The 20,230-nt window shown below is 47.9% G+C and carries 20 protein-coding genes; 18 read left to right on the top strand and 2 right to left on the bottom strand.

Annotated features, from left to right (window positions below; all coding sequences use genetic code 11):
* Window positions 1-59 precede the first annotated feature (59 nt).
* The 4 genes from F0316_RS09290 (at window position 60) to lnt (ending at window position 4,127) form a co-directional block, all read left to right on the top strand.
* Window positions 60-1,163: a PhoH family protein gene (locus F0316_RS09290; RefSeq protein ID WP_000066204.1), complete on the top strand. Its 1,104-nt coding sequence runs from the start codon at window positions 60-62 to the stop codon at window positions 1,161-1,163.
* Window positions 1,160-1,624: an rRNA maturation RNase YbeY gene (gene ybeY, locus F0316_RS09295; RefSeq protein ID WP_000021209.1), complete on the top strand. Its 465-nt coding sequence runs from the start codon at window positions 1,160-1,162 to the stop codon at window positions 1,622-1,624. The genes F0316_RS09290 and ybeY overlap by 4 nt, the downstream gene beginning before the upstream one ends.
* A gap of 69 nt (window positions 1,625-1,693) precedes the next feature.
* Complete coding sequence (corC, locus tag F0316_RS09300; protein WP_001001301.1) at window positions 1,694-2,569, top strand: CNNM family magnesium/cobalt transport protein CorC; 876 nt, start codon at window positions 1,694-1,696, stop codon at window positions 2,567-2,569.
* 40 nt (window positions 2,570-2,609) lie between these two features.
* Window positions 2,610-4,127: an apolipoprotein N-acyltransferase gene (gene lnt, locus F0316_RS09305; protein ID WP_071919559.1), complete on the top strand. Its 1,518-nt coding sequence runs from the start codon at window positions 2,610-2,612 to the stop codon at window positions 4,125-4,127.
* A 44-nt stretch (window positions 4,128-4,171) separates the two neighbouring features.
* Here lnt and F0316_RS09310 read toward each other — a convergent pair whose 3' ends face one another.
* Window positions 4,172-4,642: a zinc ribbon-containing protein gene (locus tag F0316_RS09310; protein ID WP_001125920.1), complete on the bottom strand. Its 471-nt coding sequence runs from the start codon at window positions 4,640-4,642 to the stop codon at window positions 4,172-4,174.
* Window positions 4,643-4,771: 129 nt separating this feature from the next.
* Between F0316_RS09310 and leuS the strand changes: the two genes are divergently transcribed.
* The 13 genes from leuS (at window position 4,772) to F0316_RS09375 (ending at window position 17,875) form a co-directional block, all read left to right on the top strand.
* On the top strand, window positions 4,772-7,348 hold the full coding sequence (leuS, locus tag F0316_RS09315) for a leucine--tRNA ligase (protein ID WP_001157867.1): 2,577 nt from the start codon (window positions 4,772-4,774) through the stop codon (window positions 7,346-7,348).
* Between the two features lie 176 nt (window positions 7,349-7,524).
* Window positions 7,525-8,139 (top strand): LPS-assembly lipoprotein LptE, encoded by a 615-nt coding sequence (locus F0316_RS09320; protein WP_071919558.1) that lies wholly within the window; start codon window positions 7,525-7,527, stop codon window positions 8,137-8,139.
* Window positions 8,140-8,144: 5 nt separating this feature from the next.
* Window positions 8,145-9,173, top strand: a complete 1,029-nt coding sequence (gene holA / locus F0316_RS09325; RefSeq protein ID WP_114717322.1) for a DNA polymerase III subunit delta — start codon at window positions 8,145-8,147, stop codon at window positions 9,171-9,173.
* Between the two features lie 68 nt (window positions 9,174-9,241).
* Window positions 9,242-9,559 carry a ribosome silencing factor gene (rsfS, locus tag F0316_RS09330; RefSeq protein ID WP_001161137.1) on the top strand — a complete coding sequence of 106 codons (318 nt, stop codon included), beginning with the start codon at window positions 9,242-9,244 and terminating at the stop codon, window positions 9,557-9,559.
* A gap of 2 nt (window positions 9,560-9,561) precedes the next feature.
* Window positions 9,562-10,032: a 23S rRNA (pseudouridine(1915)-N(3))-methyltransferase RlmH gene (rlmH, locus tag F0316_RS09335; protein ID WP_000701620.1), complete on the top strand. Its 471-nt coding sequence runs from the start codon at window positions 9,562-9,564 to the stop codon at window positions 10,030-10,032.
* Window positions 10,033-10,038: 6 nt separating this feature from the next.
* Entirely contained in the window at window positions 10,039-11,955 is a 1,917-nt protein-coding gene (gene mrdA / locus F0316_RS09340) for a penicillin-binding protein 2 (RefSeq protein ID WP_000945987.1), read from the top strand.
* Window positions 11,952-13,073, top strand: a complete 1,122-nt coding sequence (mrdB, locus tag F0316_RS09345; protein ID WP_000781440.1) for a peptidoglycan glycosyltransferase MrdB — start codon at window positions 11,952-11,954, stop codon at window positions 13,071-13,073. The genes mrdA and mrdB overlap by 4 nt, the downstream gene beginning before the upstream one ends.
* On the top strand, window positions 13,073-13,864 hold the full coding sequence (gene rlpA, locus F0316_RS09350) for a septal ring lytic transglycosylase RlpA (protein ID WP_001080121.1): 792 nt from the start codon (window positions 13,073-13,075) through the stop codon (window positions 13,862-13,864). Before mrdB ends, rlpA begins: the two co-directional genes overlap by 1 nt.
* Window positions 13,865-13,955: 91 nt before the next feature.
* On the top strand, window positions 13,956-15,131 hold the full coding sequence (locus tag F0316_RS09355; RefSeq protein WP_000748292.1) for a serine hydrolase: 1,176 nt from the start codon (window positions 13,956-13,958) through the stop codon (window positions 15,129-15,131).
* Between the two features lie 147 nt (window positions 15,132-15,278).
* Window positions 15,279-15,557 (top strand): DUF493 family protein YbeD, encoded by a 279-nt coding sequence (gene ybeD / locus F0316_RS09360; protein WP_000932180.1) that lies wholly within the window; start codon window positions 15,279-15,281, stop codon window positions 15,555-15,557.
* A 187-nt stretch (window positions 15,558-15,744) separates the two neighbouring features.
* Entirely contained in the window at window positions 15,745-16,395 is a 651-nt protein-coding gene (gene lipB, locus F0316_RS09365; RefSeq protein WP_000431344.1) for a lipoyl(octanoyl) transferase LipB, read from the top strand.
* Complete coding sequence (gene lipA, locus F0316_RS09370; RefSeq protein WP_000042590.1) at window positions 16,388-17,353, top strand: lipoyl synthase; 966 nt, start codon at window positions 16,388-16,390, stop codon at window positions 17,351-17,353. Before lipB ends, lipA begins: the two co-directional genes overlap by 8 nt.
* A gap of 195 nt (window positions 17,354-17,548) precedes the next feature.
* Entirely contained in the window at window positions 17,549-17,875 is a 327-nt protein-coding gene (locus tag F0316_RS09375) for a hypothetical protein (protein WP_001015526.1), read from the top strand.
* A gap of 162 nt (window positions 17,876-18,037) precedes the next feature.
* On the opposite strand, the gene glyA is transcribed toward F0316_RS09375, so the two are convergent.
* Entirely contained in the window at window positions 18,038-19,288 is a 1,251-nt protein-coding gene (gene glyA / locus F0316_RS09380; RefSeq protein WP_000919132.1) for a serine hydroxymethyltransferase, read from the bottom strand.
* Window positions 19,289-19,628: 340 nt separating this feature from the next.
* On the opposite strand from glyA, the gene F0316_RS09385 reads away from it, so the two are divergent.
* Window positions 19,629-20,225, top strand: coding sequence for a YitT family protein (locus F0316_RS09385; RefSeq protein ID WP_000410937.1), 597 nt, complete (start codon window positions 19,629-19,631; stop codon window positions 20,223-20,225).
* The last annotated feature ends 5 nt before the right edge of the window (window positions 20,226-20,230 follow it).

The following is a 20,230-nucleotide window of genomic DNA, read 5'->3' on the forward strand; positions in this document are numbered from 1 at the left end:
ACACTGTCAATAAGCGTCCGGTCAAAATCGGACGTTTATTGACATACTGAGAGGCAAATTTGAGCAATAAAATCATAACCTTAGAAATTAATTTAGAACCATCCGATAACCACCGACTCGCCAGCCTATGCGGTCCTTTTGATGACAACATCAAGCACCTTGAACGTCGCTTGGGTGTCGAAATCAACTACCGCGGCAACTTCTTCACTATCGTGGGTCAACCTCATACTGCCGCTGCTGCACTCGACATCATCAAAACACTTTACGTTGAAACGGCTCCGGTGCGTGGTCAGATTACCGATATTGAACCTGAGCAAATTCACCTTGCCATCAAAGAATCCGGCGTGCTTGAACAACACAGCGAATCCAGCATTGCTCACGGCAAAGAAGTGTTTGTCAAAACCAAAAAAGGCGTGATCAAACCGCGGACACCGAATCAAGCTCAATACTTGATGAATATGGTGACCCATGACATCACCTTTGGTGTTGGTCCTGCTGGTACCGGTAAAACTTACCTTGCGGTCGCGGCTGCTGTGGATGCGCTTGAGCGCCAAGAAATTCGCCGAATTCTATTGACTCGTCCAGCGGTTGAAGCGGGCGAAAAGCTCGGTTTTCTGCCGGGCGATCTAAGCCAAAAAGTCGACCCTTATTTGCGCCCACTTTACGATGCTCTATTCGAAATGCTTGGTTTTGAGCGGGTAGAAAAGCTGATTGAGCGCAATGTGATTGAGGTCGCTCCGCTGGCGTACATGCGTGGTCGTACCTTAAACGACGCGTTTATTATTCTCGATGAAAGCCAAAACACGACCGTTGAACAGATGAAAATGTTCCTGACGCGGATTGGTTTTAATTCGCGCGCCGTCATTACTGGTGACGTGACGCAAATCGACTTACCGCGCGGCGCAAAATCCGGTCTGCGCCATGCGATTGAAGTGCTCAATGAAGTCGATGAGATCAGCTTTAACTTCTTCCAAGCTGACGATGTGGTGCGCCACCCTGTGGTTGCTCGTATCGTTAACGCTTATGAAAAGTGGGAAGCGCAAGATCAAAAAGAGCGCAAAGAGTATGAGCAGCGTCGTCGTGAAGAACGTGAAAATAAATTACTCGAAATGCAGCGCGCGGAAATGACGCTAAGCCACAACAATGAGTCAAATCCCTCATGAGTATTGAACTGGATTTGCAATTGGCAGTCGAAAATGAACATGGGCTACCAAGCGAAGCGGAGTTTGCGTTGTGGCTCACTCGAACCATCACACCGTTTCAGCCACAAGCTGAGGTGACGATTCGGATTGTCGATGAAGCAGAAAGCCATGCGCTGAATTTGAACTACCGTGGTAAAGATAAACCGACCAATGTGCTGTCTTTTCCATTTGAAGCTCCTCCGGGGATGGAAATGGATCTGCTTGGCGACTTGGTGATTTGCCGCCAAGTCGTTGAGCGTGAAGCGATTGAGCAAAATAAGCCTTTGCAAGCACATTGGGCGCATATGGTTGTACATGGCAGCCTGCATCTGCTAGGTTATGACCACATCGAGGATGATGAAGCCGAAGAGATGGAATCTCTCGAAACCGAAATTATGCAAGAGATGGGATTTACCGACCCATATCTGGCAGAAAAAGAGTAACCCTTATCCTTTTAGATAAGGCCTATGTGAGCTATCACACATCTGATAGCGTTAGTGAATTGAGACATAATGAACGAAGACAATTCTCAGAATTCGGAAGGTCCGAGTAGAAAGTCCTTCTTTGAACGCCTAAGTCAACTTTTTCAGGGAGAGCCGAAAGATCGCCAAGAGCTGGTCGATGTGATTCGCGACTCTGAAGTCAATGACTTGATTGACCATGACACCCGCGACATGCTCGAAGGTGTGATGGAAATCGCCGAAATGCGCGTGCGCGATATCATGATCCCACGCTCACAAATGGTCACTATCGATCGTACTCACAACCTAGATGCTTTGGTTGCCATCATGACAGATGCGCAGCACTCACGTTATCCAGTGATCAGCGAAGATAAAGACCATGTGGAAGGTATTCTGCTTGCGAAGGACTTACTCAAATATCTAGGCTCTAACTGTGCCCCATTCAACATCCAAGAAGTGATCCGCCCTGCGGTCGTGGTTCCGGAAAGCAAACGGGTTGACCGTCTGCTCAAAGAATTCCGTGAAGAGCGTTACCACATGGCAATTGTGGTGGATGAGTTTGGCGGCGTATCTGGTCTAGTCACCATTGAAGATATTCTGGAAGAGATCGTCGGCGACATCGAAGATGAATTCGACGACGAAGAGCAAAAAGACATTCGCCAACTGAGCAAACACACCTTCTCGGTGAAAGCGCTCACCACAATTGAAGACTTTAACCACACTTTCGGCACCAAATTCAGTGATGAAGAAGTGGATACGGTCGGTGGTTTGGTGATGACGGCATTCGGCCACTTACCCGCGCGCGGTGAAGTCGTAGATATTGCAGGCTACAACTTCAAAGTGACGGCGGCGGATAGTCGCCGAGTGGTGGCTCTTCAAGTGACCGTTCCCGATCTGGAAGCCCTTTCGCACGTTGCGGAAGAGTAGTCCCCACTCTCTTACTAAGTAAGAGTAAAGAAAAGAGACGATGAACAGCGTATTATCTCATCGCCTAATGCGGCCGCTTGCGGCCGCTTTTGTTGGCGTCATAACTCCTCTGGCTTTTGCCCCGTATCAATTTTGGCCTTTGGCTCTACTCAGCCCATTTATCCTACTGCTTCTGCTCCACCAACAAAGCGCCAAGCGAGCGGCTTTGATTGCTTATCTCTGGGGGATTGGCCAATTTGCGGTGGGTATCAGTTGGGTACACGTCAGTATTGATACCTTTGGTGGCATGCCCAAAATCGCTAGCCTGTTTTTAATGACTCTATTGGTCGGCTATCTGGCGCTTTATCCAAGCCTTTTCGGCTGGCTACTTAATCGCTTGTTTCCGAACAACTCACGCAGTAAATGGCTGTGTGCTGCCCCAGCTTTGTGGCTGATTACCGATTGGCTACGTGGTTGGGTGATGACGGGTTTTCCTTGGCTGTGGCTTGGTTACAGTCAAATTGATAGCCCTCTTGCCAACTTTGCCCCCATCGGTGGCGTAGAGCTCATCACTCTGTTACTGCTGTTTTGTGCAGGTAGCTTAGCTTATGCCGTGCTTAATCGCCGTTGGCTGATGGCTTTCATCCCTCTTGTGGTTTACGCAACCGGTTATGGCCTCCAAGCCATGCAGTGGGTCACCCCACAAACTGAGCGCACAGCCTCACTGGCCTTGATTCAAGGCAATATCGAACAGGGATTGAAATGGCTGCCTAGCCAGCGCTGGCCAACCATCATGAAATACACCGATCTTACTCGCGAAAACTGGGATGCCGATGTAATCATTTGGCCAGAAGCAGCGATCCCCGCTTTTGAATATGAAATCTCCTCATTTCTGCATAATCTTGATGCTGCAGCTCGTATGAATCAAAGCGCGGTGATTACTGGCATCATCAATCAAAGTGAAAATAAGCAGTACTTCAATAGCGTGCTGACCGTCGGTGATACGCCTCATGGCGAATACCGTTATGACCTGACCCAGCGCTATCATAAGTACCACTTGTTGCCTTTTGGCGAATTCGTGCCGTTTGAAGAGATCCTGCGTCCATTAGCACCCTTCTTTAATTTGCCGATGTCCTCCTTTAGCCAAGGGGCTTACGTGCAACCGAATTTGATTGCAAAGGGATTCGCATTTGTCACCGCACTCTGCTACGAAATCATCTTCAATGAGCAGGTACGCGATAATGTGACGCCGGAAACCGACTTCCTACTGACGCTTTCGAATGATGCTTGGTTTGGTCGTTCGATAGGCCCATTGCAACACATGGAAATCGCTCGCATGCGCGCCTTAGAATTGGGCAAGCCGCTGATCCGCGCCACCAACAATGGAGTGACGGCCGTCACCGATGAGCGTGGACGCATTATGGCTCAACTGCCACAATTCGAAACTGGCGTGCTAAAAGTAACGGTCACCCCGACTCGCGGTAGTACACCTTACTTCCTATGGGGCACAACGCCACTCTATCTCTGGGTAGGCTTAGCGATTGGGTTCGCTTTCTGGCGCCAGCGCCGGGCTAGATAAGTAAAAGCAAAACGGGAAGTTATCTTCCCGTTTTTTTATTCTAACTAGGGTTTGAGAGGTTGGCGGCTAAACGCTTTACCGCCACATTGCGAACAGGGTTCAATTTCCGTTGGATGATTAAATTCGGTTTTATGACCGCACTGGTCACAGATCAACACGCCCAAACCAATCATTTCTCCCGCCTGATACAGCCCTTGGTGTTCTAAATCAGCAAACAGCTCGACCCATTCCACTTTGGTGCGGTCGGTAATATCCAGTAGCCCCTGCCAGATAGAATTGGTGATCATCAGATAGAATGGGCTGCTTTTGCTTTGCTCAAAACTTTGCGAGAACTCTTTAAGGTCAGCTTTTACATAAGCGGAGATCAGCGCAAGCTCATCCTTGGTCAAATCATTCGCCGCATCAACGTATTTCGCAGAGGATTCAACGATCTCATTCACGCCATCTGGGCTGTGTTTGAGCGTTTCTACGACCTCTTCCAGTAAGGCTTCATAACTTGCTTTCTGTTTTGGCATCTCTCACCTCTCTCAAGCCTGATGGCTGCCGGATTAGCTATTGTTGTAACCCCCTGCTTTCTGTATTCTATGCCGAACCGAAAGACTTCGTTCCTACTGAACTCACAAATTCCAAGATGGATGTCATCGATGCAAGAGCAATACAACCCGCAAGATATTGAACACAAAGTTCAACAGCACTGGGACAACAACAAAACCTTCGTTGTAAGTGAAGACCCAAATAAAGAAAAATTCTACTGTCTTTCCATGTTCCCTTATCCAAGTGGCCGACTGCACATGGGTCACGTGCGTAACTACACCATCGGTGATGTAGTCTCTCGTTTCCAACGTCTGCAAGGCAAAAACGTACTGCAACCAATCGGTTGGGATGCGTTTGGCCTGCCAGCTGAAAACGCAGCGGTAAAAAACAATACTGCGCCAGCACCTTGGACATACGAAAATATCGAATACATGAAAAACCAGCTCAAGCTACTGGGTTTTGGTTATGACTGGAATCGTGAATTCGCGACTTGTCGCCCTGAGTACTACCGCTGGGAACAAGAGTTCTTCACTAAGCTGTTTGCAAAAGGTTTAGTGTACAAAAAAACCTCATCAGTCAACTGGTGTCCAAACGACCAAACGGTTCTGGCTAACGAACAAGTGGAAGATGGCTGTTGCTGGCGTTGTGACACTCCGGTTGAGCAAAAAGAGATCCCACAGTGGTTTATTAAGATCACCGCCTATGCTCAAGAGCTGCTTGACGATCTGGATAACCTAGACGGTTGGCCTGAAATGGTTAAAACCATGCAGCGCAACTGGATTGGCCGCTCTGAAGGTGTGGAACTGAAATTTGCCGTTAAAGGTGAAAACACCGACCTTGAAGTGTACACCACGCGTCCAGATACTCTGATGGGGGTTACTTATGTCGGTATCGCTGCAGGCCACCCTCTAGCGACAAAAGCGGCAGCGAATAACCCAGCCCTCGCCGCCTTCATCGATGAATGTAAAAACACCAAGGTTGCAGAAGCTGAAATCGCGACCATGGAAAAGAAAGGCATGGCGACAGGCCTAACGGCGATCCATCCTCTCAACGGCCGTGAAGTACCTATCTATATCGCGAACTTCGTGTTGATGGATTACGGTACTGGTGCGGTAATGGCTGTGCCTGCGCACGACCAACGTGACTTTGAATTCGCGACCAAATATGGCCTAGACATCATCCCTGTGATTAAGCCTGCCGATGGCAGCGAGCTGGATGTCTCTGAAGCGGCTTACACTGAAAAAGGTGTTCTTTTCGCTTCTGGCGAATTTGATGGTTTGGATTTCCAAGCTGCCTTTAATGCGATTGCTGCCAAATTGGAAGCAGAAGGCAAAGGTAAGAAAACCGTTAACTTCCGTCTGCGTGACTGGGGCGTGTCTCGTCAACGTTACTGGGGGGCTCCAATCCCAATGGTGACCACTGAAGATGGTCAAGTACACCCAGTACCAGCAGACCAGCTGCCCGTTATCCTACCAGAAGATGTGGTGATGGATGGCGTGACTAGCCCAATCAAAGCCGATAAAGAGTGGGCAAAAACCACCTTTAACGGTGAGCCGGCCCTGCGTGAAACCGATACCTTCGACACCTTTATGGAGTCTTCATGGTACTACGCGCGTTACTGCTCACCACAAGCGGATGACATTTTAGATCCAGAGAAAGCCAACTACTGGCTGCCGGTTGATCAGTACATCGGTGGTATTGAACACGCGTGTATGCACCTGCTCTATTCACGTTTCTTCCACAAACTGCTGCGTGATGCAGGTTATGTGAAGAGTGATGAACCGTTCAAAAAGCTACTGTGCCAAGGCATGGTACTGGCGGATGCGTTCTACTACACCAATGACAAAGGTGGTAAAGAGTGGGTGTCGCCAACTGAGGTTAAAGTAGAACGTGATGGCAAAGGCCGCATTGTTTCTGCAGTGGACACCACTGGTCGCCAAGTTGAACACTCAGGCATGATTAAAATGTCTAAGTCGAAAAACAACGGCATCGACCCACAAGAGATGGTCGATAAGTACGGTGCTGACACAGTACGCCTGTTCATGATGTTCGCTTCACCAGCAGACATGACATTGGAATGGCAAGAGTCTGGTGTGGAAGGTGCAAACCGCTTCCTGCGCCGCGTATGGAAACTGGTGCGTGAGCACACTGAGCTCGGCCAAGCTCCAGCTTTAGATGCTTCAGCACTGAATGCAGACCAAAAAGCACTGCGCCGCGATGTGCACAAAACCATCGCTAAAGTGACCGATGACGTAGCACGTCGCCAAACTTTCAACACGGCGATTGCGGCAATCATGGAGCTGATGAACAAGCTGACGAAAGCGCCGATGACTGAAGCGCAAGATCGCGCGATTCTGGATGAAGCACTCAAAGCCATCACGCTCATGCTTTACCCAATCACACCGCATATCTGTTTCGAAATGTGGGTGGCACTGGGTCAAAGCAATATCGATACAGCAAGCTGGCCGACGTACGATGAAGCCGCACTGGTCGAAGATGAAAAGCTGATCGTGCTGCAAGTCAACGGCAAACTGCGCGGTAAACTCACTGTTGCTGCCGATGCTACTCAACAACAGGTTGAAGCGCTCGGTATGCAAGATGAAAACGTACAGAAGTTCATTGATGGCCTCACCGTACGTAAAGTGATTTACGTACCGGGCAAACTGCTGAACATCGTTGCCAATTAACTCACATTTTATCGATGAGTCACTAAGCCATGAGAACACTCGCTGAACTGATGGCTTATTTTAATGTCAGTAAACAGGGTTCGCCCTGTTTACTTATCTCAGCTTATCGCACAGCAAGTTTTCGCTCTTGGTGAGCTGAGATAAGTATTTTGCCTAATAACGAGACTGAAGCATCCATGCGTAACACTCTTTTCCCTACTTTGAAATGGTCACTCTTGGTTCTGATGACAAGCTTACTCACGGCTTGTGGTTTCCACTTGCGCGGTGATTACGATATTCCCCAAGAACTCTCTCGTATGTCACTGACCAGCTATGACCAATACAGCACCTTTACTCGTATGGTGCACCGTCAGTTACGTTTGAATAAAATCGATCTTCAAGCTCCAGCTGAAGATCTACCTAATCTACATCTACTCAGTGAAAGTACTGGTGAACGCACCCTATCGCTTTATCAAAACACGCGTGCAGCCGAAATTGAGCTGACCTTTGTCGCAAGCTATCGCGTCACCGTACCTGAGCTGGGCAGCCGCACCTTTACCACTAGCGTAACACGCAGCTACTTAGATAACCCACTGACTGCATTAGCAAAATCCGTTGAGCGCGACATGATTGAAGATGAAATGCGCAAGCTAGCTGCCAGCCAAATTGTGCGCCAGATGGCACGTTTAAAAGCAGACTTTGCACGTAAAACGTTGGATGATGAAAGTATTGAAGACGAAGGGATCACTGACTATCGCGTTGATACGCAAGAAGTAGCCAACCCAGTGTCAACAGAAGGCAGCAGTGAGTAGTTTCGATGCGCATTTACGCTGAAAAACTGGCTGAATCACTGCACAAAACGCTCTATCCGATTTACCTCGTATTCGGTAATGAGCCACTGCTGCTCCAAGAAGCCAAAACCGCCATCGAAAAAACGGCACAAGCGCAAGGTTTTTTGGAAAAACACCGATTTAGCGCGGATGCCGGGCTCGATTGGAGCGCGGTGTATGACTGTTGCCAAGCTCTGAGTCTGTTTTCATCTCGCAAACTTATCGAAATTGAGATCCCAGAATCTGGGGTCAATGCTCAAACGGCAAAAGAACTTAGCGCACTGGTAGGCCAACTTCACCAAGACATTCTCTTGCTGGTGATTGGCCCCAAACTGACTAAGGCGCAAGAGAACGCAGCTTGGTTCAAAACGCTTGCGCAGCAAGCCTGTTGGGTTAACTGCCTCACGCCAGAATTGAGCCGTTTACCTCAGTTTGTTCAGCAGCGCTGTTTTGCCCTCGGTTTAAAACCGGATGCCGAAGCGGTACAAATGTTGGCGCAGTGGCATGAAGGTAATCTCTTTGCATTAGCCCAGAGTCTCGAAAAATTAGCGTTACTCTACCCCGATGGTCTACTGACTTTAGTGCGCTTGGAAGAGTCGCTGAGCCGCCATAACCATTTCACGCCTTATCACTGGATGGATGCGCTATTAGAAGGCAAAGCCAACCGAGCTCAGCGTATTTTGCGCCAGCTCATGCTCGAAGAGAGTGAGCCAATTATTCTGATCCGCACCGCGCAAAAAGAGCTGATCCAACTGCTTAAATGGCAACAAGAGCGCCAACAGCTAGGTAATTTGGGGAGTCTTTTTGATCGCTATCGTGTCTGGCAGAATCGAAGACCACTCTACTCTGCCGCTTTACAGCGCTTACCGAGTCGCGCCCTACTTCGGTTGGTCGGAATATTAACTCAGGCTGAATTACTGGCAAAAACGCAATACGAACAGCCAGTATGGCCAATCTTGCAGCAACTAAGCCTTGAATGCTGCAATCCTCAGGCAAACCTACCTTTGCCTCACTAAAAGCGTGATATACTGCGCCCTTTTAAGCGAAAGCTGTATTTTATTGATGATTTTCAGAGGACATTCTCTTGCAAGGTGAAGCACTTAAAGACTTTCTTTTCGACAAAGCTGACGACATGAAGGCGGTCGATATCGTAACTCTAGATGTAAAAGAGAAATCCAGCGTTACTGATTACATGATTGTCTGTACTGGCACATCCAAAAGACATGTCGCCTCTATCGCTGAACACGTGGCCAATGAAGCCAAACTTTCTGGCCTGCAACCACTGGGTATGAACGGCGAAAATGAAGGTGAATGGGTCGTTCTGGATATGGGTAGCGTAATGTTGCATGTGATGCAAGAAGCGCCACGCGAACTCTATCAATTGGAAAAACTCTGGGGTTAAGTGTGAAGATTCAACTGATCGCCGTCGGTACTAAGATGCCTAAATGGGTCGAAGAAGGCTTCCAAGAGTATCGTCGTCGCTTCCCTCATGATATGCCTTTGGAATTGGTAGAAATTACCGCCGGTAAACGTGGTAAAAATGCTGATATTGCGCGTATCTTACAAAAAGAGGGCGAAGCGATGCTGGCCGCAGTGCCCAAAGGCAATCGAATCGTCACCTTAGATATTCCCGGCAAACGTTGGGATACGGAAGAGCTCGCAGTACAGTTGGAAAGCTGGAAACTGGATGGGCGTGACGTGTCGATCCTGATTGGTGGACCAGAAGGCCTTGCGCCCGCCTGTAAAGCCGCGGCAGACCAAAGTTGGTCTCTTTCTCCACTGACCTTGCCTCATCCACTAGTGCGCGTGGTGATGGCAGAAAGTTTATACCGTGCGTGGAGCATTACTACTAACCACCCTTACCACCGAGAATAGAGTGACATGTTACGCCAGCATACCCCTATCCGCGACCATCAAGCCGAAACGCATCTGTTTCGTAATCGTGCCATCGTCTCTTTTGTCGGGATCTTGATCTGCATGGGTCTGCTGGTGACCAACTTGTACAATATTCAGATCAACCAATATCAAGACTACAAAACGCGATCCAACGATAACCGCATCAAAGTCGTTCCGATTGCGCCTAACCGCGGGCTGATTTTTGACCGCAACGGTGTGCTTCTGGCGGAAAACCGTCCGGTATTCAACTTAGAAGTGATCCCAGAAAAAGTGCCAAATATGGAAGAGACCATTGCGCGCTTGCAACAACTCATTGAGATCAGCCCAGAAAAGCTTGCCGCCTTTGAAAAGGAACGCAAACAGACTCGCCGCTTTAATTCTGTACCGCTGCTGACTCAGCTTACCGACGATGAAGTGGCGAAATTTTCCGTTAATCAACATAAATTCCCCGGCGTTTCAGTCACCGCGAACCTCAAACGCTATTACCCCTATGGCGAAGTGCTGACCCACGTGATTGGTTATGTATCGCGGATTAACGATAAAGATCTCGAACGCTTGGACAAAGAAGGTAAAAAAGCCAACTACCAAGCCACCCGAGACATCGGCAAACTGGGGATTGAACGCTACTATGAAGACTTACTGCACGGTACCGCTGGTTATCAGGAAGTCGAAGTCAACAGCCGTGGACGTGTCATTCGCACCCTTAAATACGTCCCCCCCATTCCGGGAAAAGATATCGTGCTCAATCTCGATATCGAACTTCAGCTCTATGCCTACAAGCTGCTCGAAGGTCGCCGCGGCTCGATTGTCGCTCTCGATCCTAAAGATAATGGTGTGCTCGCCATGGCATCGAGCCCAAGTTACGACCCCAATGCATTCGTGCATGGTATTTCAGGTAAAGCCTACAGCGATTTACTCAATGACAAACGTCGTCCATTAGTAAACCGCACCACGCTTGGCATTTATCCGCCGGGGTCAACCGTCAAACCGTTTATTGCGGTGTCCGCACTGCAAGATGGGATCATTACACCCAATACCACCCGTAATGATCCGGGTTACTGGCGCATTCCCAATACCGATACTCGGCCTTTCCGCGACTGGCTACGTTGGGGCCACGGCCGGGTAGACATCATTAAATCTCTCGAAGAATCGGTAGATACCTTCTTCTATCAAATCGCCTATGACATGGGGATAGATAAACTCTCCAGTTGGATGATGCGCTTTGGCTTTGGGGATCTGACGGGGATTGATATTTACGAAGAGAGTAAAGCTAATATGCCAACACGCGAGTGGAAAATGGCACGTCACAAAGTGCCTTGGTATCAAGGTGACACCATTCCGGTTGGGATTGGACAAGGCTATTGGACTGCCACACCGATGCAAATTGCTAAAGCGACGTCGGTTTTAGTTAACCACGGTAAAGTGATTGCCCCGCATCTGCTGCGTGCCACCATAGATAACGGTGAACAGTTCTCAACCCAAAAAGAGACCGAGTACACCACTTACCCACCGATTGATGGCGTGCCGAAAAAGTATTGGGACATGGCTATCCATGGCATGTATCTGGTTAACCATGGTGCTAAAGGAACCGCACGTCGCGCCTTCCAGAATATGCCTTACGAAAGTGCGGGAAAATCAGGGACAGCGCAAGTATTTGGTCTGGCGGAAGGCCAAAAATATAACGCAAGTGAGTTAGCAGAGCACTTACATGACCATGCTCTGTTTACGGGCTTTGCCCCCGTCAAAGATCCCAAAGTCATCGTCACCTTCGTATTGGAAAATGGCGGTGGCGGCTCCAGTAATGGTGCGCCAGTCGTGCGACAAATTTTCGATCACGTGATTTTGGGCAAAAAAGAAGAAGAGCCAAAAGCAGAATCAAAAGAAGAGGTAATACAGCCATGAAGATGGATCCTGCAACCGGACAAAACCGGGCGCTGTTTGAGCGTTTTCATATTGATCTGCCTCTACTGCTTGGCGTTCTTGCCCTAATGGGATTTGGCTTAGTGGTGATGTACAGCGCCAGTGGTCAGAGCCTAGCGATGATGGATCGCCAAGCCATGCGCATGGCCATGGCTCTCATCATCATGGTGATTCTGGCGCAAATTCCACCGCGTACCTATGAGAGTGCTGCGCCTATCCTATTTTTTTGCGGCGTCATATTGTTGGTGTGTGTACTGCTGTTTGGGGAAATCTCCAAAGGCGCGCAACGTTGGCTAGATCTCGGTTTTGTCCGTTTTCAGCCTTCAGAACTGCTCAAACTCGCCGTACCTTTGATGGTGGCACGTTACATCGGCAAACACGCCCTGCCACCGTCGTTCAAAACCTTATTCGCCTCGTTGGTAATGGTGTTCGTTCCAACCATTTTAATTGCGAAACAGCCCGACCTTGGCACCTCAATTTTGATTGCAGCCTCGGGCATTTTTGTAATCTTCTTGGCGGGCATTAGCTGGAAGCTGATTACTGCAGCGGCCGTGGCCATCGGCGCTTTTGTGCCTGTGCTGTGGTTCTTCCTGATGCACGAATACCAAAAAACCCGCGTGCGTACTTTGTTTGATCCTGAATCTGACCCTCTTGGCGCTGGCTATCACATCATCCAAAGTAAAATTGCGATTGGTTCAGGTGGCTTGTCAGGAAAAGGCTGGTTACACGGCACACAATCACAACTTGAATTTCTTCCTGAACGACATACTGACTTTATCTTTGCAGTCATTGCCGAAGAATGGGGTATGATCGGCATCTTAGTCCTACTCAGCCTCTATTTATTTATTATTGGTCGTGGACTTTATCTCGCTAGCCATGCACAAACGTCCTTTGGGCGTATGATGGCTGGCAGTATCGTATTGAGCTTCTTTGTTTATGTGTTTGTGAACATAGGCATGGTGAGCGGAATTTTACCTGTGGTGGGTGTTCCACTACCACTGATTAGTTATGGTGGAACGTCGATGGTGACACTGATGGCCGGTTTCGGTATTTTGATGTCCATCCATACGCACCGCAAAGCGTTTTCGAAGACGATTTAATGAACCGAATTTATTTATACTTACTGCTCGTTTTAATCCTCGCTGGATGTAGCTCTCCGGGGGGGCGCTATGATATGTCTGACGATCAAGCACCCGATACACCACTGTCTGTCGAACATATTGAAGATGCACATCCGCAATATGAACCGTACAGCTTCGGGGGTAATAAAGATTACAATCTGCGTGGTAAGAGCTATCGCATCATTAAAAACCCTAAAGGATTTACCGAAAGTGGCAAAGCCTCTTGGTACGGCAAAAAATTCCATGGCCACCTCACCTCAAACGGTGAGATTTACGACATGTACTCGATGACGGCAGCGCATAAAACGCTACCGATCCCCAGTTATGTCAAAGTGACCAATACGGACAATGGCAAATCGACCGTGGTAAGAGTCAATGACCGTGGGCCTTTCCATGATGGAAGAATCATCGACCTTAGCTATGCAGCCGCCTATAAAATTGGGGTGGTCCAAGCAGGAACCGCCAATGTGCGCATTGAAGTGATTACCGTCGATAAACCCACTAAACCGCGCCCGAAAAGTAAAAACAACGCCCTCGAATATGTGATTCAGGTAGTTTCATCACAACATATCGAACGCGTGCGAACTTTAGCGCAAAACCTCGGTCAGAACTTATCGGCACCGAGCTTCGTCGAGAGTACAAATAATACGCATCGCTTATTCCTCGGGCCATTTACTGACGATGACCTGACGCAGACTTTACTTGAACAAGTAAAATCCGCAGGCTATGACAGCGCATTTATCAAGACGATTAATAAACGTGCTAAATGACCACTCAAACCTGACCTGAGTCTATCTGGTCTGGTTTGAGACGTTATTTTTGTTAAGATTACGGACACTTAAGTAGAACTAAGCATTCACCATGAAAAAATCAATCCTCAAATCTGTGTTAGCGTCTTCTATTACGCTTTCTATCACGCTAAGCAGCACTGCTTTCGCCTCTCCTATCGTGACACCAGACGCACCACAAATTGCCGCTAAAGGCTATGTACTGATGGATTACCATTCAGGAAAAGTGTTGGCTGAAAAAGAGATGGATACCAAACTCTCTCCTGCCAGCCTAACCAAGATGATGACCAGTTACGTGATCGGTCAAGAAGTAAAGCGTGGCAATATCTCGCTGAATGACGATGTCGTGATCAGCAAAAATGCTTGGGCGAAAAACTTCCCTGATTCTTCGAAAATGTTCGTTGAAGTCGGAACCACGGTTAAGGTCAGCGATCTCAACCGCGGCATCATCATCCAATCGGGTAATGATGCGTGTGTAGCGATGGCAGAGCACGTCGCAGGGACTGAAGATGCGTTTGTTGACCTGATGAACGCTTGGGCAAGCTCACTTGGGATGAAGAATTCGCACTTCACTAACTCTCACGGTTTGGACGATCCTAATCTTTACTCTACGCCATACGATCTGGCTTTACTTGGCCAAGCTCTGATCCGTGATGTTCCTGAAGAGTACGCGATCTACTCCGAGCAAAAATTCACCTACAACGGCATCACTCAATACAACCGTAACGGTTTGCTTTGGGATAAAAGCATGAATGTGGACGGCATTAAAACCGGCCATACGAGTGGTGCTGGCTATAACCTCGTGAGCTCTGCTACAGAAGGCAACATGCGCTTGGTTGCGGTGGTGATGGGTACTGACAACGAAAACGCGCGTAAAGCGGAAAGTAAGAAGCTACTGAGCTACGGTTTCCGCTTCTTTGAAACCGTGGCACCACACAAAGCGGGTGAAACTTTCGTGAATGAAACCATCTGGATGGGCGATAAAGACACGATTGCACTCGGTGTTGATAAAGATACTTACGTAACTTTGCCACGCGGACAGGCCAAAGATCTCACCGCCAGCTTTGTACTTGAAAAACAATTGAAAGCACCGCTGAAGAAAGGCGATGTCGTCGGCACACTTTACTATCAATTAGCTGGTAACGATATTGCTCAATACCCATTGCTCGCACTGGAAGATGTGCAAGAAGGCAGCCTATTTAGCCGCCTATGGGATTACTTGGTTCTGCTGTTCAAAAGCTGGTTTTAAACCGTTCACTCAGTAAAGCCAATACTGTCTAAAGAGATTTATCTCCCCAAAAGCCGCTGCGTGCGGCTTTTTTGTGAGCTTGAGATCACGCCCGAATGGCTGTAGTATTTCGTCCCGTTTTTCCAATGCTCAAACTGGAGTTTCACCATGCTGAACATCAACTCTGATGCGAAATTAAAAGATCTGCTCGAATTCCCATGCTCCTTTACCTACAAAGTGATGGGACACGCTAAGCCTGAGCTGCCAGAACGTGTGTTGGAAGTGATTCAACGTCATGCTCCTGGTGACTACAGCCCGCGCGTTAAACCCAGCGCTAAGGGTAACTACCATTCGGTGTCGGTGACTATTCACGCGACCTCAATTGAACAAGTAGAGATCCTTTATAAAGAGCTCGGTGAAATCGATATCGTGCGTATGGTTCTGTAAAACCACGCTATTATTTTATTTATTCAAATATTTTTGAAAGCAGCTTCGGCTGCTTTTTCTTTATTTTTCAAAAAATTAATAAAACCACCTTGTTATCAGGGTCAAAAAGTTCCCCCTGATGTGTAGTTCATTACAGGTAAGCAGTTTATAATCGAAAAACTTTATATATCTCTGGCGGATGACAATAATGGAAAACCAGCTGTTGGTGAGACGCCTTGGCAGACAGGACTACACTCCCGTTTGGCAGGCAATGCATCAATTCACTGATCAACGTGACTCCACAACGCGTGATGAAGTGTGGCTTGTCGAACACAACCCCGTGTTTACTCAAGGACAAGCCGGCAAAGCTGAGCACCTCCTCAATACTGGAGATATTCCTGTTGTACAAAGTGATCGGGGTGGGCAAGTCACCTACCACGGACCGGGGCAATTAGTCGCCTATTTTCTGATTGACTTACGCCGTAAAAAGCTCGGCGTCCGTGAATTAGTGACACACATTGAAAATTTGGTTATTCACACCTTAAAACATTATCAAATTGAGTCAGCCGCACGACCCGATGCCCCCGGAGTTTACGTAAAAAATAGAAAAATCTGCTCTTTAGGTTTGCGTATCCGTAAGGGATGCTCTTTCCACGGACTCGCACTCAATATTCAGATGGATCTTGCTCCATTTTTACGTATTAACCCTTGTGGGTATGCTGGAATGGAGATGATTCAAGTGAGTGACCTGCATCCGGTCAGCATGGAACAGGTTGAAAAAGTATTAATCCAAGAACTCGTTACTCTACTGGACTACGAGCAAGTCGAATTCAGCACAGAAGCATACAATCATGAGTAAACCAATTCAGATGGAACGCGGCGTTAAATATCGTGACGCCGACAAAATGGCTTTGATTCCCATCAAGAACATGCCGACAGAGCAGAAAGAAGTTCTGCGCAAACCAGAATGGATGAAGATAAAGCTACCTGCGGATAGCCAGCGCATTCAAGACATCAAGGCCGCCATGCGTAAAAATAATCTTCACTCAGTCTGTGAAGAAGCCTCCTGCCCTAACTTGGCTGAGTGTTTTAACCATGGTACGGCGACCTTTATGATTTTAGGTGCTATCTGTACCCGTCGCTGCCCATTCTGTGACGTTGCCCATGGCCGCCCCAATGCACCAGAAGCGGAAGAGCCGAAAAAGCTTGCACAAACCATTCACGATATGAAGCTCAAGTACGTGGTGATTACTTCGGTGGACCGTGATGACTTGCGTGATGGTGGTGCACAACATTTCGCCGATTGTAACCGTGAAATTCGCGCTTTGAATCCGCACATCAAGATTGAAACCTTAGTGCCTGATTTCCGTGGTCGTATGGAAGTGGCTCTTGAGGCCTTAAAAGACAATCCGCCCGATGTGTTCAACCACAATTTGGAAACCGCACCACGCCTGTATCGTAAAGTGCGCCCAGGCGCTAACTATAAGTGGTCTTTAGAACTGCTGCGTCAATTTAAAGAGCAGCATCCTCATGTACCGACTAAATCCGGTTTGATGATGGGTTTGGGTGAAACTAAAGAAGAGATCGTCGAAGTATTGAAAGATCTCCGTGCTCATGGCGTCACCATGCTGACTCTTGGCCAATATCTCGCACCAAGTCGCCACCATCTGCCGGTTGAACGCTACGTGCCCCCCGCAGAGTTTGATGAGCTGAAAGAGATTGCTCTAGAACTCGGCTTTACTCATGCAGCCTGTGGACCCTTTGTACGTTCCTCTTACCATGCTGACTTACAAGCCAAGGGTTTAGAAGTCAAATAAGCTTCCTCATCAAGCCTGCACCTCGCAGGCTTGATGCTTTTCACGGGGATGAGATCCTTCACCATAATCTCAACCAATTCCCTGATTTAACCTTGAATCCTACGCTTGGCTTCTATAGGCTTAGGCTAAAGTTTCGATTAATTTTCGCTCGCCCGATGGTGCTTTTGAGTGAATCCTGACCACAAGGAAATAATAATGAATCATATCGGCTTATTTGCCCTCACTGCTGCAGCGCTATTGGCTGGTTGTTCATCGAATACCCAGCAAGATAACTATCGTGAAGCCTCTTTTGAGCTGTGTAATACCGAAGTGAACATTTACTCAGTCAGCGATGATGGCCAAGTACGCATTGTGTGCGCTGATGGCGCGAAGTTTGCCCTGAAAACTGAGAAAACTCTCGATATCATGCGCGATATCAACGTGGATTATTGTGATGGGGAAGGCTTAGGTAAGTTTACCGAAAGCAACAAGTACTACATGTTCAAGTGTAAATCCGGCACCATGATCAGCGTCAGTAAGTAAATACTGACGCGATTGACCAAACAATCACCGCCACTAAAAGCGGTGGTTTAGGGATGACAAACAAAAAAGCCTGCGAACTTCGCAGGCTTTTTTATCAGGACAACCTACCCAAAGAAAGTTGCAACCATAGCGTTGCAACTTCACATGGTTGGGTTTTAGCGCTTAAGCGTAAACAGGCAGACGTTGACAAATCGCCAATACTTTTTGTTTCGTCGCTTCAATCACACCTTGATCATTGATGTTGTCTAGAACATCACACATCCAGTTGGCGAGATCTTTTGCGTCTTGCTCGGTAAAACCACGGCGAGTGATCGCTGGTGTACCGACACGGATACCTGAAGTCACAAACGGGCTGCGTGGGTCATTTGGTACCGAGTTCTTGTTAACCGTGATATTGGCAGCGCCCAGAGCGGCATCGGCTTCTTTACCTGTGATGTTTTTATCAATCAGATCAACAAGGAACAAGTGGTTTTCCGTGCTGTTAGAGACGATCTTGTAACCACGTTCTTGGAACTGCGCCACCATGGCTTTGGCGTTTTTCACCACACGCGCTTGATACTCTTTAAACTCAGGCTCCATCGCTTCTTTGAACGCCACCGCTTTAGCCGCAATCACGTGCATCAAAGGACCACCTTGGCCGCCAGGGAATACTGCGGAGTTCAGCTTCTTGTACATCTCCTCACCGGCATTTGACAAGATCAAGCCACCGCGTGGACCTGCCAACGTTTTATGCGTAGTGGTCGTGACAACGTGTGCAAAAGGCACTGGGCTTGGGTAAACACCCGCCGCAATCAGACCCGCAACGTGCGCCATGTCAACAAACAGGTAAGCACCCACTTTATCGGCGATTTCACGCATGCGTTTCCAATCCACGATTTGTGAGTAAGCCGAGAAGCCACCGATGATCATCTTTGGCTTATGCTCCAGTGCTAAGGCTTCCATTTCATCGTAGTTAATTTGACCCGCTTCATCGATACCGTAAGGGATCACATTGTAGTGCTTACCCGAGAAGTTAACCGGTGAACCGTGAGTCAAATGACCACCGTGAGCAAGGCTCATACCTAGCACGGTGTCACCTGGGTTGAGCAGCGCCATGTACACAGCACTGTTCGCTTGAGATCCAGAGTGCGGCTGAACGTTCGCGTATTCACAGCCAAACAGTTGGCAAGCACGATCAATCGCTAAAGCTTCTGCTTTGTCCACGTACTCACAACCACCATAGTAACGCTTACCTGGATAACCTTCGGCGTACTTGTTGGTCAGTTGAGAACCTTGTGCTTGCATTACACGCGGGCTGGTGTAGTTTTCTGAAGCAATAAGTTCAATATGTTCTTCTTGACGAAGCGTCTCTTCCTGAATGGCAGCGTATAGCTCCGGATCGTAATCAGCGATGTTCATATCACGCTTAAGCATCTGTATCTCCTGACTCAGATTGACTGAAATTGCAAAAAAACCACACAATGACTTCACGCAAACGTTTTCGTCATCACTTTATGGCGCGCATTCTACATAATTTGATCTTTATCATAAAGCCCAAATTCATGAATTTATCATGCAGTTTTTTCATAACCACTACGACAGTATTCATGCTCTAGGTATAAAACCTATCTAAACAACAAAACTGTCAATTTTTTGCTTTACACCCTGTAAAGCGGATGTGACATAGGTTTACCTCAATTTTCCATCCCTAGCTACCGAAAATATCCGCTTTTCATTAACATCCGCGCCATTCTCTCTCCTGATAACGGAATTTATGGAAAAACATTCACATAAAGAAGATTGGATCGCGATTCTGACTGGGACATTTCTTGTCGCACAGGGCGTCTATTTTCTACAAGCGGGACAACTGCTAACCGGAGGAACCACAGGATTAGCGCTGCTAATGACCCAATTTTTGCCGCTGACCTTTGGCGTGCTCTATTTTCTCTCGAATTGCCCATTTTATCTGTTGGCTTGGAAGCGCTTTGGTGCTCGTTTTGCGTTTAATAGCGCGATTTCTGGCGCTTTAGTCTCGATCTTTGCCGATCACCTGGCCATGTTGATTACTCTTGAAAAAGTGAATGTGGTTTATTGCGCGGTAGCCGGAGGGCTATTGATGGGCTTAGGGATGCTGATTTTGTTTCGTCATCGCTCAAGCCTTGGCGGCTTTAATGTGCTGTGCCTCTTTATTCAAGACAGATTTGGCATCTCAGTCGGGAAAAGCCAGATGGCGATTGACGGTTTAATCTTGCTCGCCTCGTTCTTTTTTGTTTCTCCACTGACCATAGGTTTATCGATTTTGGGGGCGTTTTTACTCAATATCGTGCTGGCAATGAATCACAAACCGAGCCGTTATCGCGTCATCTATTAGTCTGT

The organism is Vibrio cholerae (assembly GCF_008369605.1).
GTDB classification, from domain to species: domain Bacteria; phylum Pseudomonadota; class Gammaproteobacteria; order Enterobacterales; family Vibrionaceae; genus Vibrio; species Vibrio cholerae.

Coding starts and splice junctions, on each gene's coding strand:
- ybeY (WP_000021209.1), top strand. CDS start 1,160: ATGAGTATTGAACTGGATTTGCAATTGGCAGTCGAAAATGAACATGGG.
- corC (WP_001001301.1), top strand. CDS start 1,694: ATGAACGAAGACAATTCTCAGAATTCGGAAGGTCCGAGTAGAAAGTCC.
- lnt (WP_071919559.1), top strand. CDS start 2,610: ATGAACAGCGTATTATCTCATCGCCTAATGCGGCCGCTTGCGGCCGCT.
- F0316_RS09310 (WP_001125920.1), bottom strand. CDS start 4,642: ATGCCAAAACAGAAAGCAAGTTATGAAGCCTTACTGGAAGAGGTCGTA.
- leuS (WP_001157867.1), top strand. CDS start 4,772: ATGCAAGAGCAATACAACCCGCAAGATATTGAACACAAAGTTCAACAG.
- F0316_RS09320 (WP_071919558.1), top strand. CDS start 7,525: ATGCGTAACACTCTTTTCCCTACTTTGAAATGGTCACTCTTGGTTCTG.
- holA (WP_114717322.1), top strand. CDS start 8,145: ATGCGCATTTACGCTGAAAAACTGGCTGAATCACTGCACAAAACGCTC.
- mrdA (WP_000945987.1), top strand. CDS start 10,039: ATGTTACGCCAGCATACCCCTATCCGCGACCATCAAGCCGAAACGCAT.
- mrdB (WP_000781440.1), top strand. CDS start 11,952: ATGAAGATGGATCCTGCAACCGGACAAAACCGGGCGCTGTTTGAGCGT.
- rlpA (WP_001080121.1), top strand. CDS start 13,073: ATGAACCGAATTTATTTATACTTACTGCTCGTTTTAATCCTCGCTGGA.
- F0316_RS09355 (WP_000748292.1), top strand. CDS start 13,956: ATGAAAAAATCAATCCTCAAATCTGTGTTAGCGTCTTCTATTACGCTT.
- ybeD (WP_000932180.1), top strand. CDS start 15,279: ATGCTGAACATCAACTCTGATGCGAAATTAAAAGATCTGCTCGAATTC.
- lipB (WP_000431344.1), top strand. CDS start 15,745: ATGGAAAACCAGCTGTTGGTGAGACGCCTTGGCAGACAGGACTACACT.
- lipA (WP_000042590.1), top strand. CDS start 16,388: ATGAGTAAACCAATTCAGATGGAACGCGGCGTTAAATATCGTGACGCC.
- F0316_RS09375 (WP_001015526.1), top strand. CDS start 17,549: ATGAATCATATCGGCTTATTTGCCCTCACTGCTGCAGCGCTATTGGCT.
- glyA (WP_000919132.1), bottom strand. CDS start 19,288: ATGCTTAAGCGTGATATGAACATCGCTGATTACGATCCGGAGCTATAC.
- F0316_RS09385 (WP_000410937.1), top strand. CDS start 19,629: ATGGAAAAACATTCACATAAAGAAGATTGGATCGCGATTCTGACTGGG.